This window comes from Clostridia bacterium (assembly GCA_017405765.1).
Lineage (GTDB): Bacteria > Bacillota > Clostridia > Oscillospirales > RGIG577 > RGIG577.
In genome coordinates this window covers 1-14,296 of record JAFQZS010000052.1, presented here as the reverse complement: position 1 = coordinate 14,296, position 14,296 = coordinate 1, and the positions used below count along the sequence as shown (strand labels likewise).

General features: G+C 45.1%; 13 protein-coding genes and 3 tRNA genes. 10 read left to right on the top strand and 6 right to left on the bottom strand.

Annotated elements, in window-relative coordinates:
* Positions 1-47 precede the first annotated feature (47 nt).
* From IJG50_09720 to IJG50_09710, 3 genes are all read left to right on the top strand, one after another.
* Positions 48-123: transfer RNA gene (locus IJG50_09720), tRNA-Val, on the top strand.
* Positions 124-240: 117 nt separating this feature from the next.
* A tRNA-Cys gene (locus IJG50_09715) sits at positions 241-314 on the top strand.
* Positions 315-317: 3 nt separating this feature from the next.
* Positions 318-393, top strand: a tRNA-Gly gene (locus tag IJG50_09710).
* A 49-nt stretch (positions 394-442) separates the two neighbouring features.
* On the opposite strand, the gene IJG50_09705 is transcribed toward IJG50_09710, so the two are convergent.
* Positions 443-706 carry a zinc ribbon domain-containing protein gene (locus tag IJG50_09705; GenBank protein ID MBQ3380114.1) on the bottom strand — a complete coding sequence of 88 codons (264 nt, stop codon included), beginning with the start codon at positions 704-706 and terminating at the stop codon, positions 443-445.
* Positions 707-756: 50 nt separating this feature from the next.
* Positions 757-3,819, bottom strand: coding sequence for a hypothetical protein (locus IJG50_09700; GenBank protein MBQ3380113.1), 3,063 nt, complete (start codon positions 3,817-3,819; stop codon positions 757-759).
* Between the two features lie 150 nt (positions 3,820-3,969).
* Here IJG50_09700 and IJG50_09695 point away from each other — a divergent pair, with 150 nt between their 5' ends.
* From IJG50_09695 to IJG50_09675, 5 genes are all read left to right on the top strand, one after another.
* Positions 3,970-4,743 (top strand): N-acetylmuramoyl-L-alanine amidase, encoded by a 774-nt coding sequence (locus tag IJG50_09695; protein MBQ3380112.1) that lies wholly within the window; start codon positions 3,970-3,972, stop codon positions 4,741-4,743.
* A 38-nt stretch (positions 4,744-4,781) separates the two neighbouring features.
* Complete coding sequence (locus IJG50_09690; protein MBQ3380111.1) at positions 4,782-5,354, top strand: chromate transporter; 573 nt, start codon at positions 4,782-4,784, stop codon at positions 5,352-5,354.
* On the top strand, positions 5,351-5,914 hold the full coding sequence (locus IJG50_09685) for a chromate transporter (protein ID MBQ3380110.1): 564 nt from the start codon (positions 5,351-5,353) through the stop codon (positions 5,912-5,914). The genes IJG50_09690 and IJG50_09685 overlap by 4 nt, the downstream gene beginning before the upstream one ends.
* Positions 5,915-5,925: 11 nt before the next feature.
* Positions 5,926-7,311 (top strand): DNA repair protein RadA, encoded by a 1,386-nt coding sequence (gene radA, locus IJG50_09680; protein ID MBQ3380109.1) that lies wholly within the window; start codon positions 5,926-5,928, stop codon positions 7,309-7,311.
* 338 nt (positions 7,312-7,649) lie between these two features.
* Positions 7,650-8,675, top strand: a complete 1,026-nt coding sequence (locus IJG50_09675) for a tyrosine recombinase XerC (GenBank protein ID MBQ3380108.1) — start codon at positions 7,650-7,652, stop codon at positions 8,673-8,675.
* A 196-nt stretch (positions 8,676-8,871) separates the two neighbouring features.
* Here the strand turns inward: IJG50_09675 and IJG50_09670 are convergent, their stop codons facing one another.
* The 4 genes from IJG50_09670 to ytvI form a co-directional block, all read right to left on the bottom strand.
* A complete protein-coding gene (locus tag IJG50_09670; GenBank protein MBQ3380107.1) occupies positions 8,872-9,735 on the bottom strand; it encodes an alpha/beta hydrolase in 864 nt (287 codons plus the stop codon).
* Positions 9,736-9,778: 43 nt separating this feature from the next.
* The gene (locus IJG50_09665; GenBank protein MBQ3380106.1) at positions 9,779-10,639 is read right to left on the bottom strand and encodes an alpha/beta hydrolase; all 861 of its coding nucleotides are present in this window, start codon (positions 10,637-10,639) and stop codon (positions 9,779-9,781) included.
* A gap of 95 nt (positions 10,640-10,734) precedes the next feature.
* Entirely contained in the window at positions 10,735-11,652 is a 918-nt protein-coding gene (locus IJG50_09660) for a mechanosensitive ion channel family protein (protein MBQ3380105.1), read from the bottom strand.
* Positions 11,653-11,673: 21 nt separating this feature from the next.
* A complete protein-coding gene (gene ytvI, locus IJG50_09655; protein ID MBQ3380104.1) occupies positions 11,674-12,852 on the bottom strand; it encodes a sporulation integral membrane protein YtvI in 1,179 nt (392 codons plus the stop codon).
* Between the two features lie 211 nt (positions 12,853-13,063).
* Here ytvI and IJG50_09650 point away from each other — a divergent pair, with 211 nt between their 5' ends.
* Together IJG50_09650 and IJG50_09645 are read left to right on the top strand one after the other, a co-directional pair.
* The gene (locus IJG50_09650; protein MBQ3380103.1) at positions 13,064-13,768 is read left to right on the top strand and encodes a DUF421 domain-containing protein; all 705 of its coding nucleotides are present in this window, start codon (positions 13,064-13,066) and stop codon (positions 13,766-13,768) included.
* The gene (locus IJG50_09645) at positions 13,755-14,135 is read left to right on the top strand and encodes a DUF4363 family protein (protein MBQ3380102.1); all 381 of its coding nucleotides are present in this window, start codon (positions 13,755-13,757) and stop codon (positions 14,133-14,135) included. The genes IJG50_09650 and IJG50_09645 overlap by 14 nt, the downstream gene beginning before the upstream one ends.
* Positions 14,136-14,296 lie beyond the last annotated feature (161 nt).

The window sequence follows — 14,296 nt, the reverse complement described above, 5'->3', positions numbered from 1 at the left end:
GAAAATCCCCGTGTCGGTGGTTCGATTCCGCCCGGAGGCACCATTATGCGGATGTAGCTCATCTGGTAGAGCGCAACCTTGACAAGGTTGAGGTAGCGAGTTCGAGCCTCGTCATCCGCTCCAAACTTACGTCCTCGAAAGGACGTATTTTTTTGAAAAATTAGAGTTATATTTTTCAAATTGCTATTGATTTAGCTTAAACTATATGGTAATATAGTCACTGTTGGTAATAAACAGCACGGCGCCATAGCCAAGTGGTAAGGCATAGGTCTGCAAAACCTTGATCACCGGTTCAAATCCGGTTGGCGCCTCCAAATGCGGATGTAGCTCATCTGGTAGAGCGCAACCTTGCCAAGGTTGAGGTAGCGAGTTCGAGCCTCGTCATCCGCTCCAAAAAAGAACCGAAGCGTTTGCTTCGGTTCTTTTTTTGCCATATTGCGTTTTATTTTTCGCCGTTCCAGCGCTTTAAGTTGGGCAGAAAATCCCACAACATTACACGCGCGGAGAATATGTCCATATTCTGATTTGCGGCAGCCACCATAGGCGCGCAAAGCTCTATCATTTCTTCCAGAGTAAGGTCGGATGTAAATTTACCGTTCTGATAGCAATATATGCAGTAATCCTCGTTTATCGAGCCGTCTGCGTTTATGCCGTAATCGGCTTCCAGTTCAAATTCCATTCCGCAGCTTTGGCAATGTGTACTCATATAAATTCACCTCCTTTTTTGAACAGTGATTTCTTATATCTTATCTTTTATTATTTTTTAATATCTACAGAGGAACAAAGAGGCGTAGCTTTTTCATTATTCAAAAGGAAGATCTTGCAGGAATAGCTTGAAGAGGGAATGTCTGCCGAGTAAACGCCGTCGTTTTCTTCGGGACTTTTAATAAAAAGCATTTTTCCGTTTTCGTCATATGCGGCTACCCACGGACGGGCAAAGCTGTCCGCATTTTCAATGCGGAAGTTCACTCGGTTTGCTTCAAGCGTCGCCTCGGATATAGCCGCAGCGTCTCCGGGCGTGCGGACGTCTGTAAGCAGCCCCATCCAGTTGTCTCCGAAGAAACGCCAATCTCCGCGTTGATCCTGATAGAAGAGAGCGTATCTGTCGCTGTCGTCGCCGGCAATACTTATAAGTACCTGATTTATCTGCGGAGATGTATCGCTCTTTTTCACAAACGGATCGTATACGCTTTGGCGAACTGTGATCGTAATTGGCTGCGACGGAGTGTAGTTGTTTTTCGGCGTCGCGCCTCCGAGATACGCATTTCCGATATATTTGTATTTCTCGTTTTGCTGCATTAAGTCGCGCAGAGCGGATATCCACGGGTTATATTCGGAGAAAGCATAGCTTACGGGGTATCCGTCCTTATCTTTAACGCCGTTCTTTGGTGCGGCGGGATTTGTAAGGTAATCAAGCATTTCTATACATGGTCCCGGGTTTTCGGGGCTCCAGCAGCGAACAGCAAGGAAGAACAGAGCCATCGTTTTATACGGACTGTCCAGTTTGTACTGAACGATATCCTCGTAGCTTGAGGGGATAGTGGAAAAGGTAAATTTGTGCTCCTCTACAGTTACGTCGATAGGTTCGTCGTTCTCGTCAACGGCCTTCGCCGCAACGAGCGTCACTGTTTCTGTAGGTTCCGTCTGTATGTTTGCGGGATCCTCGCTGCGGATCACCTCCGGCGGGATCGGAACGTCGCTGCTCGGCGTTTTGACATTGGCAAGAAGTCCCTTCCAATTATCGCCGAATACACGCCAATCTCCGCGCTGATCCTGATAAAACAGGGCGTAGCGGTCGCTGTCGTCTCCCGGTATCGTTATTAAGACCTGATAGATAGTAGGATCGGTATCTTTAAGGCTGCCGGAATGGTAGGGAGCATATACGCTCTCTCTTACGGTCACTGTCATCGGCATACTGGGAGTATAATTGTTGGAAGGCATGGCGCCGCCTAAGTAAGCGTTGCCGATGTATCGGTATTTTTCATTTTGGCGCATCATGTCATTCAAAAATTCTACCCAGAACGGATACTCGGAAAACCCTTTGCTTAAGTAATGGCCGGTAGAATCTTTTACGCCGGAATTTGCATCCGGGTTTGTCAGGTAATCAAGCATATGAAGACAGTCGTCTTTATTTTCTGGCGTCCATGTGCGAAAAGCCATAATGAGAAGCGCCATCGTCTTGTAGGGACTGTCCAGCTTGTATTGAATAATGTCCTCATAAGTGGAGGGCACCGTAGAAAATGTAAAGGTATGCTGCTTTACATTAGTGTCGATAATGATTGGATTTCCCGCATCATCAACGCCCTCTGCCTTTGCGGGGATCTCGAGAATGCTCTCCACGGGTTCCCTCTGAGGATTAGTAAAAGTTTTGGGCATGTTTATTTCCGCAGGCATAAGAATATCCATATCCGGCTTCTTAACGTCTGTCAAAAGTCCCATCCAATTGTCGCCGTAGATCCTCCAGTCGCCGAGCTGATCCTGATATAAAAGGGCGTATCTGTCGCTGTCTGCTCCGTCAATATGGATAAGGATCTGTTTTAGCTCCGGACTTTCGCTCGTTTGGGCACAGAAGGGGTCATACACGCTTTGGCGGAGCGTTACCGTTATCGGCTCTGTCGGCGTGTAGTTGTTTTGAGGAGAGGCGCCGCCTAAGTATGCGTTGCCGATAAATCGATATTTTGTGTTCTGAGTCATTAAGTCTCTCATGAACTCACGCCAATAGTTATACTTTGAAAACGGGATCGCGAGACGGTGCCCCTCGGCGTCTGTCTCTTCGGAGTCAACATTAGTACATGTCAGATAATCCATCATTTCAAGACAGGTCTCGGGGTCTTGCGGAGTCCATGTGCGAAAAGCCATGAAAAGCAGCGCCATTGTTTTATATGGGCTGTCAAGCTTGTACTGAATGAGATCTTCGTAGCTTTTCGGAACTGTTGAAAATGTATATGTTACTTGTTCTACCGTGGTGTCGATCACTACGGGATCGCCGTTTTCATCTACGCCTGCAGCCTTGGCCGGTACAAGAACGCGTGTTTCCTTCGGCTCGATCTGCGGATTTGAATACGCTGCCGGAGAGCATGTCTGCGGCGGATAAAGCTTGTCGCTTGCCGTGGTTTTCACATCGGCAAGAAGATTCTGCCAGCTTATGCGGAAAACCTTCCAGTTTCCGTTTTCATCCTGTGAAAAAAGGCAGTAGCGGTCATTGTCGTCGCCCGGCAAGCTGATAAGCACCTGCTTTTGCTCGGGCGCCCAGTCAGACGCTTCCATATAAGGATCATAGACGCTTTGGCGCAGCGTAACGGTGATCGGATCGGAGGGAGTATAGTCGTTTTCAGCTTCAGCTCCGCCAAGATACGCATTACCTATGTAGCGGTATTTATTATTCTGCATCATGCGGTCACGAAGAGCCGATATCCAGGGGTTATACTGCGAGAAGGGACAATACTCATCATTGACGGTCGCTCCCGTATCGGTCAGATAATCGAGCATCTCGAGGCATACCGATTCATCGCTCGGATCCCACATGCGGTAGGCCATAACGAGAAGAGCCATGGTCTTATACGGACTGTCAAGCTTATATTGGGAAAGCTCCTGGGCGTTCTTCGGAACGGTGGAGAAGGTGAATGTGTATTGATCTACCGTTGTATCGATCACATGACCGTGTTCGTCAAGCGCCTGTGCCGGGACCTTCGTTACGACAAGATCGGGTTCCTTCTGCGTATCTTTGGAAGGGGCAGCCAGCGCAAAAGAAGGCAGCAGCTGAAAAATGAGCATGACGCATAGAATAAATCCCAGTGTTCGCATGGTGATCCTTTTCATGGGAAATCCCCCTTTAAAAATATATTTGGTAAAAAAGGCGTGCAAACAGTTTTTTATCCTTTTCGTATAAATTATATCACATATTGCTTACAGAACAAGCATAAATTGCGAATAGCAAGGCGTTTTGGATATATCTGCGGGAGGTTTTTTATGAAAAAAGATAAAAAGTTTTTTGCTCTGAAGCTTGATCTGAAAGACGGGAAAGTACGCCTGTTTGTTTTTATTTCGGCAGCGCTTTTTTTGTCGCTTTACGTCTGGCAGCTTGGCGCTTTTTATACGGATAAAACCGTTTCTTCGCTTTCGGAGGATAAACAAGCAGCGCGTGCGCTTATTGTTATTGATGCGGGGCACGGAGGCGTCGACGGGGGCGCCGTATCGCCGGGCGGCACTTTGGAAAAGGACATAAATCTGGCTGTTGCGCTTAATTTACGCTCGATTTTGATTTTAAACGGATTTGATGTTATAATGACCAGGGAAAGCGATATTTCAATATATGATCCCGAAGCGGAAAACGGAAGCATACATGATAAAAAGGTATCCGACATAAACAACAGGATCGCCATACTGCGCGAGCATCCTGACGCTATACTTATAAGCATACATCAGAATACCTTTTTTGATCCCTCTGTTTGCGGGACGCAGGTCTTTTATGTAAAAAACGAACAGAGCCGCAGACTTGCCGGGATAATGCAGGAATGTCTCTCGTCGGGGCTGAAAGAGGATAAGCAAAAAGCGCCTAAAGAAGCATATGATACGATAAAGCTTATGAATTCCATTGACAATACAGGCGTTTTGGTTGAATGCGGCTTTCTTTCAAATCCCGACGATGAAGCGAAGCTTTTAAGAGAGGACTATAGGGAGCAAATAGCCGTTTGCATACTTAATGCGTTGAACGAATTTTTAAATGAAACAGGGCGTGAATGAGCACGATGAAGAGTAAAATCGAGAAGAATAAGCTTATTATGCTTTTTTTAATATTTTTTAAAGTGGGGCTCTTTACGATCGGCGGGGGGCTTGCAATGATACCGCTTTACAGACAGGAATTCTCTGAAAAAAGAGACTGGCTTACAGATGAGGAAATGGTCGATATAATCGCTATGACTCAGTCGCTGCCGGGTGTTATGGCAATAAATTCAGCCGCATTTGTGGGATATCGCATATCAAAGCTGCGCGGTGCAATAATTGCGGCTTTGGGCGCGCTTCTTCCGTCTGTTATAATAATACTTGCCGTAGGAATAGTATATGCCAGCGTATTTCAGAACGAGTTCGTTATAAAGGCGTTCAGAGGCGTACAGTGCGCGCTTGCGGCCATGATAATCGCATCGGGAATAAAAATGATAAAGAATACGATAAAATCGGTTTTTGCGTCTATAGTAGCAATATGTGCGGGAATATGGATATTTTTTGACAGTACGGCGATAATATACGTTATAATAGCCGCCGCTGCAGCGGGAGCGATATATTTCGGCCTAAGATCGTTTGGTTCAAAGGACAAGCCTGCCTCAGGCAGTAAAGATGGGAAGGCGGGAGCATGAGAGAGCTTTGGGAGCTTATATCGGTATTTTTAAAGATAAGCATATTCTCCTTTGGCGGAGGATATGTGATGATAGGATACCTGCAGCATGAATTCGTGTCGAGAGGCTGGATAAGCGCAAACGACTTTGCAAATATAGTATCCATATCGCAGATGACGCCCGGCCCTATAGGAATAAACGCGGCCACATTTATAGGGTTTACTACAGAAGGATACATAGGCGCTTTGCTGGCCTCGGTCTCCGTTGTTTTGCTGCCGTTTATCATGGTGCTGCTTGTATCGGTTTTCTATGATAAATATAAAAGCAATAAGTTCATACAGAACATTCTAAAGGGCATAAGGCCGGCTTGCGTGGGACTTATTATCATTGTCGGCGTCGGCTTTTTTGAGACGGCCGCCGTGAACGGAGGCGGTATACTTGACGTTGTCAAAGGCGGAGCTTTGTTTGATATAAGGGCGCTTGTTTTGTTTGCTGCGTCGCTTTTTGTGCTTTTACGAACAAAAATAAGCTCTATTTGGGTAATGCTTGCATCGCTTGCAATAGGAATATTCTTATTTTGAGGTGCTTTATTATGAAGGCTAAAACGATATATATTTGTTCCGAGTGCGGCTTTGAAACGCCTAAATGGCTGGGAAAATGCCCCGAATGCGGAAGCTGGAACACTTTGGAGGAAAGCGTTGTAAATCAGGAGATAAAGACCGCAAAGGGCGCGTCCAAGGCTGTTTTTGCGGCGCGCGGGATAAGCGAACCTGTAAGACTTTCAGAGCTTAAAGCCGAAAGCGACGAAAGACATAAAACGGGCATATCAGAGTTTGACCGCGTTCTCGGCGGCGGACTTGTGACAGGCTCGGTCGTGCTTGTCGGCGGAGATCCGGGAATAGGAAAATCAACAATACTTATGCAGACATGCTTTAATATGTGTAAAGATCGTCGCATTCTTTATATTACGGGCGAGGAGTCGCTTGCACAGATAAGAATGCGCGCCGAAAGACTTGCAGGGGTCGGGATAGCCGGTTATAACAGTCTCTTCGTTGACGCGAAGACCGATATCGCGGACGTACTTGAATCAATAAGCCGCATCAGGCCCGATGTTGTAGTGATAGATTCAATACAGACGATGTACAGAAGCGATGTAAGCGGCGCGCCCGGGGGCGTTTCACAGGTGCGTGAATGTGCGCATTTATTGATAAATCGCGCCAAGTCAGAGGCGATAAGCATTTTTCTTGTCGGACATGTAACAAAGGAAGGCTCGCTGGCAGGTCCTAGGGTGCTTGAGCATATGGTGGACTGCGTGCTTTACTTTGAGGGTGAGCAAAGATTGAATCACCGCGTTTTGCGGGCCGTAAAAAACAGATACGGCTCAACAAATGAGATAGGTGTTTTTGAAATGGGCGAAAAAGGTCTCGTTGAAGTTAAAAACCCGTCGATGCTTACGCTGAGCGGAAGGCCCCAGGGCGCGTCAGGAGCGGCCATAACGTGCGCTATGGAGGGGTCAAGACCGATATTGTCGGAAGTACAGGCTTTAGCGACGCAGACCTCGTTTGCAGTACCGAGAAGGATGTGCACCGGATTTGATTACAACAGAGCATCGCTTATAATAGCGGTACTGGAAAAGCATGCGGGGATATCGCTTGCTCACCGCGACGTTTATATAAACATTGTAGGCGGGATAAAGCTTATAGAGCCTGCTGCGGATATGGCTGTTGCGCTGTCGGTCGCGTCAAGCGTTAAAAACGCGCCTCTGGGCGACGATATTATCGTTATAGGGGAAATAGGGCTTTCGGGCGAGATACGCGCCGTAAACGCGATATCGCAGCGAATTTCGGAAGGCGTAAAGCTGGGGTTTAAGCGATTTATAATCCCGCATCAGAATAAACTGCCGAACGAGGCCGATTTCGGCGACGTTCAAATATATAAGGCAAAAACGATAGCTCAGGCGCTGGCGCTTACTTTGTAGAGGACGGCTCGTAAGATGAGGGATGCTTAGGATCGCCGCTGCGTTTTATAAAATGGATGCATTCGCAGTCATGCGTAACGCGGGCGTTTTTTATATCATCCAGTGTACAGCTTCCATATATTTGATAAGCACAGTTTCTTTTGCATGTTATAAAGCTCATGAAACAACTCCTGACGGTTTGATGATTTTTCTTACAGGTATTCTTTGCGAAATGTCTGTTTTTTATAAGTTCTTCGGATATGAAGATTTTTCGGGAAATACTTGACGGGGAAGCGGAAAAAACATATGATACAATTATACAAAATAAAAATTTTGTATAATTGAGGGGAGCGCAAAATATGAATATAAATGATGAAAACACGTTTGAATTACTCGAAGATTTTATAAGCTACATCACTGTCGTAAAAACGTATTCGCCGAAAACCGTATACGAATACAGACTTGATCTTACTTTGTTTTTTAAGTTCTTAAAAATGCGGTACAAACTTGCCTCAAACGACGATGAATTTGATAAGATCGATATAAGCGACGTTGACGCCGAGTTTATAAAACGCATCAAGATCGAAGATATCCAGCGATTCGCAAAATATCTTGCCACCGAGCGTGAGCACGTTATACACTCAAAAACGCTTAAAGGAAATTCTTCACGTGCGCTTTCACGTCGTCTTTCGTGCATCAAATCATTCTTTAAATACTTAACTGCAAAGCGCCATATATTAGACGAAAATCCGGCAGCCGATCTTGACCTTCCTAAGCATAAAAAATCGCTGCCCGTACATCTTACTGTAAACGACAGCGTGAAGCTTTTGGAAAGTATTGACGGAACTTTTAAGGAACGTGATTACGCGATAATCACGCTCTTTTTGAACTGCGGCATGCGTCTTTCCGAGCTTGTTGCCATAGACATATCCGATATTAAGGATGATACGATAATAATAACAGGCAAAGGAAATAAACAGCGGACTGCATATTTGAACGAGGCGTGTCTGAATGCCTTGAAGGATTATTATCCGAAGCGTCAGGCGCTTGCGGCGTCGGCAAAAAAACCGCATGACAGAGCCCTTTTTTTAAGCCGGCTTTCACGCCGTATAAGCCCCAAAACGGTTCAGTGGATAGTAAAAAACTATATTGAAAAAGCCGGTCTTGATACGTCGAAATATTCCGTGCATAAGCTCAGGCATACTGCAGCCACGCTCATGTATCAATACGGCAACGTGGATCTTAGAACGCTTCAGACTCTTTTGGGACATGAACAGCTTTCAACGACAGAGATATATACGCATGTGCATGAGGAAAGCCTGAAAAGCGCCGTTGAAAAAAATCCGCTTGCAAAAGTGAAAAAGAAACAGACAAATGTTAAATAATTAACAATATCGGCTCTTGATTATGTGTTAAGTAAAATTACTTGCCATACAGATCTCGCTTTTCTATTAAATAATTATTATAAATTGAGTCTAAAAAGTTTTATGACGAGACTTGGATCATTACAAAAATCCGAAAAAAACAAGACCTCCGTACTCGTTGTACGGAGGTCTTCCCTGCTCTGCTTGGGTATGCGTATTACTTTATCGGATACTTTGCTATATGCTCCATTATAAGCGGTATGCATTCGTCTTCGTTCAATTCCATGAGCCAGTGGCTTGCGTTGAGCTCTACGAACTTGTACGGGCCCTTCATAAAGTCAACGTTCTTCTCTGCTGCCGCACGGCTTACCGCGATATCCTGATTGCCCCAAACGAACGTAACGGGGATAGTTACCTCGGGCTTATAATCCCAGTCGTTTTTGATCATAAGAAGCGCTCTGTACCAGTTTACGGCTGCGGTGCGAGCTTCGGGCTGAGAGAATACCGTCAGATAATCGTCGATTATTCTCTGATCAAAGCCCGCCCAATAGCCGCGGAGACGCTTGTAGTCGTCGGCTGCAAGCGACGCCTCGGGAGCGTCGGGATTCTGGAATTCTCTTATATAATGGCTCTTTGCATGCTGAGTTTCGTCGTTTGCCATAGCCCAAAGGAACGCCGGATTATAAGGATTGGACATAGAGAAAAACGCATTTATTTTGTCGGCATAAAGGTTTACCAAAGCCCAGCCGGTAGCTGCTCCCCAGTCGTGAGCAACAAGCTGGAATTTGCCCTTGCATCCTACTGCCTCTGCAATAGCGGCAACGTCGTCTGCTATGTATCTTACAACGTAGTTCTCATAACCCTTCGGACGCGCGCCGTCGGAATAGCCGCGCAGGTTGGGAGCAACGCAGCGATAGCCTTTTTCTGCCAGCTGAACTATAAGCTTTTCCCAAACTATCGAGGTTTCCGGAAAACCGTGAAGGCACATAACCAACTCGCCGTCATTGTCAAGGCCTGCGGTACGGCAGGTAAACTCAAAACCGTTCGCTTTGATTATTTCTTTTTTTAACGTACTGCTCATATTCTCCTCCTGAATGCTTATCATATGTCGTTTTTCGGAAATACTATTTTATCGGGAACTGCGCGATATGATCCATGATTATCTTAGAGCATTCTTCTTCGTTGAACTGCATGAGCCAGTGACCTGCGTTGAGCTCTACAAACTTGTACGGGCCCTTCATGAAGTCTTTTGTTTTTTCTGCGCCGGCTCTGCCGAGAGCAAGGTCGGTGTTGCCCCAAATGAACGTAACGGGAGCGGTGATATCTTTATACTCAAAGTCATTCTGGATCGCAAACAGCGCTCTGTACCAGTTTATAGTAGCGGTACGTGCTTCGAGCTTTGAGAATATAGTAAGATAATCGTCGATGACCTTCTGATCAAAGCCCGCCCAATAGCCGCGAAGACGAGCGTAGTCGTCAGCCGCCAAAGAAGCCTCGGGAGCGTCGGGCGTCTGGAATTCTCTTATATAATGGCTCTTTTTATACTGCTCCTCATCGTTTGCCATAGCCCAAAGAAATGCCGGATTGTACGGAGTGGACATTGCAACATACGACTGAACGCGATCCGGATGGATATTAAGGGTTGCCCAGCCTACAGAACAGCCCCAGTCGTGACCTACAAGGTGGAACTTCCCTTTGCAGCCTACTGCATCGGCAAAGCCTACAACGTCGTCTGCAAGTGCGTGTACGGTGTATGCCGCAAGCTCCTTCGGGCGCGCGCCGTCGGAATAGCCGCGCTGATTGGGCGCGAGGCAGCGATAGCCTTTTTCGGCCATCTTAACGATAAGATTTTCCCAGATTATCGAGCTTTCGGGGAAACCGTGGAGAAAAATAACAAGTTCTCCGTCATTGTCAAGTCCTGCCGTGCGGCAAAGATATTCAAAACCGTTTGCTTTGATGATCTCTTTTTTTAATGTGCTGCTCATATGTTGACCTCCTCATTTTATTATTGTAACAATACTTAATATGATAATTATACACAAAAATATCATATAATGCAATATGTTTTTTTATATATTGCTCAAATTTGATTATTTATTTTTCCGTTATTGGATTTTTTTTCATGCACACTCGATTTTGAAGCATTTTTTATTATTATATTTTGATATGAGTAAGGTATCTCCACGCCTTCTTCATCGAAGCGCTTCTTTATTTCATAACGCATATCGCATGCGGCGTTATATCCTTCGCTGTAAGTTTTGGTCCAGATATAGGCGCGCAGATCTACCGAGGATGAGCCGAAACCTATTACTCTTACAGTAACGCGCGGAACCTTTTTTGACATTTGCACGGCGGTTCTTACGTCCTTAAAATCGGGATGTGCGCCTACAACTTCGGATATTATTTGTATAGCCTTGTCTATATCGGCGTCGTAGCCAATGCCGACGTCGAGATATGTACAGGTGTTGTCTTCCGAATAGTTGAAGTTTTCTATTATGGAATTGCTCATAGTAGTATTTGGGATTATGAGCCTGTTGTTTTCAACAGTGCGTATTACCGTATGACGCAATGTTATATCTTCAACTATGCCGGCAAGGTTCTGCGCTTCTATGCGCACCCTGTCGCCTACCGCAAAAGGCTTAAAAATGGATATAAACATCCCGTTTACTATATTGCCCATTGCTTCTTTAGCTGCAAAGCCAAGCACTAAAACGACTATGCCGGAGCTTGCGAGCGCTGATATTGCGAACTGTTGAAGCGGCTTTATCTGCATTATTATGCCGAATATGCCGAGTATTATTATGGCTGCACGGATTATCTTTTCCAAAAAGACGAGATGCGTCTGCGTGCTTTTATTCTTTAACTGTATCCGGTTGAAAATATGGCGCACGACTCTGTATATAATTACCGTCGCAAGCGCGATAACTACTATGCCCAAAACGGTGCTTAAGATCGCGTTTTGTTCTAAATACGCAGAAATTTTTGAGAAAATGTCCATACGAAAAACTTAGCCCCTTTATTATTTGCCGCTGTCTGTATTAGGTTCGGATGCAGAGCCGTTTGGCGGTTCCGAATCATTCGTGCCGGAGTCTTTGGGCGCGCCTTGTTCCTTCAATACGTTTTCTTTGAATCCGTCGAACAGACCTACTTTATACATATTTATAAGCAGGATGAGAGCTATCGGGAAAAGTATCATGCCTAAAAAACCGAAGGTCTTAAGGCCCGCGTACATGCTGAGCAGCGTAAGCAGCGGATGAAGTCCTATCTGAGAGCTTACTATCTTCGGCTCGATTATCTGGCGGACCGTAAACAGTATTGCGTACATCGCAAGCAATGACACGCCCAATCTGTAATCCTGCATGGCGATACATATGAGCCCCCACGGGAGGAGCACGGTGCCGACGCCGAATATGGGCAGCATATCAATGAAAGCAATGACTAATGCAAGCAATACGACATAGTCAAGCCTTAATATCGAAAAGCCTATAACAAGCTCTGTGAACACGATGACGTACATTATAAGCTGCGCCCGCACATAACCCCAGATAGCCGAAAAGAAGCTGCGCTTGGCGGTGATTATGCCCGTATATATATTTTCCGGCAGCGTGCGCTTGAGCCACTCGTGTATCATATCGCGGTCAATGCTTAAAAAGACTGTCGCGATGATGGTGAAAAATATAAAAATTATAACAGACGGTACGCTTACGACTATCGTGCCCACTCCGGACAGGGCCGTTATTGCAAGCTGCTGCATATTTGTCATGTTAAGAGAGAAGTTGTTGATAAATTCGTTTATCGTTTCAACTACGTCCGGAGGCAGCGAAGAAAACAGCTCGTTGAGCTGCGCCGGTATTGCTCTTACAAAAGCTATAATGTCGTTTGCATATGTCGGTATGAGCGAGATAAGATTTGATATCTCGGTCACGATTTTAATAATAAGAAGAGTAATGAGCGTGCCCGCTATAAGCAGCATGATTATCGCCGATATAGGCTGAGATACCTTGAGAGGGACCCTCAAATGTTTATTAAAAAGCCTGGAGAGCGGTCTCGATATGGCGGAAAATATGTAAGCTATGATAAACGGCAGAAGCCATAGGAGTATCTTCGGTACAAGATAATAAATGAAAAGCAAAGCCACTATGAATAGCAGCAGATAGACCAAAAACATTATAAAGTTTATTTGTCTTTTAGAAAACATCGCTGGCAGTCCGTTTCCGTTTCAAACTTTATTTTAGACCTGAAACTTATATTTTTATTCTAATGTATAATAAAATCGTTGTCAATAAATTTCCAAATTTAAACATATACTTTTTTGGCGAAATCCTGGTGATATTTTAAGGAAGAAATTTTATAAAATAATTTCTTCTTCTGCGCGCCATAATTATTATAAAAACAACGGAGAGCAGGCAATGATAATCAGTCTTGTAAGAACAATTATCCTGTATATCCTCATAATTGCGGCATTGAGGCTAACGGGAAAACGGCAGCTTGGCGAGCTGCAGCCTTCCGAACTCGTACTTTCCATTATGATCTCAGATCTGGCGTGCGTTCCTATGGCGAATACCGGTATCCCCCTGCTGGGAGGCGTGATACCGATGGTAACGATAGTATCTATGGAAATAATTCTTTCGTTTATCATTTTAAAAAGCAACAGGGCGCGGCGCGTGATAACGGGACAACCCAGCATAATAATAAGCAAAGGCGTAGTAAATCAACGTGAAATGGAGCGTCTTCGCATAAATATCGACGATCTTATGGAAGAGCTTCGACAGAAAAACGTCGTTTCTATAGAGGAGGTAAACTACGCAATACTTGAGACTACGGGAAAGCTGTCGGTATTTTCGAGAAACGACTTAAATCCAGTGCAAAAAAGCGATGTTGATATTAAAGTTGAAAAATTCGCCTCTATCCCCGTCCCTATCATAGCTGACGGAGAGCTTGACGAAGGGAATTTAAAAAAGCTGGGGCTTGATCATGGATGGATTTCAAAAACGCTGAAGGAGCACGGGATAAAAAACAAAAAAGGCGTGCTCTATATGACCGTAGATGAAAATAAAAAGGTATTTATCATAAAACGCGACAGATCGGGAGGAAACAGCGATGAAAGCGCTTAGCGCAGGCGTTGTAATGCTTATAGGCGTACTTATACTGATATGGTGCGGCGTGTCCTTCATCCAAGGTTATACCGAGAATCTTGAAGCGCACTTGACAGAGGCGCATGATAATTTTGTTTCGGGCGATAAAAAAGCCGCGCTTGAAAGCATACGGGAGCTCAAAAGGTATTCGGACAGCTCAAGGGATGTTTTATGTATGATGATCGATCATTCGGAGATCACGCAGATAGATATGTCTATACTGCGCCTGTTAGAGCTTAGCTTATCGGACGACGATAAAGGATTTGAAACGGAAATAAGAATGCTTTCGGCGCGCGTAAGAAATATTTATTCAAGTGAAAAGCTGAGCTGGGCAAACGTATTGTAAAAAAGCTGAGCGGATAACGTGGGTCTGTCCCAAAATTTGTGTAAAGCCCGAAGCATGGTGTAAAACAGAGCAAAAATAATATATTGCGGGAGGGCGGATTATTCCGGCCTCCCTTTCTTGCAGTATAAGCGGGAACGGAATGCATGTCAAGGGCGGCGGCT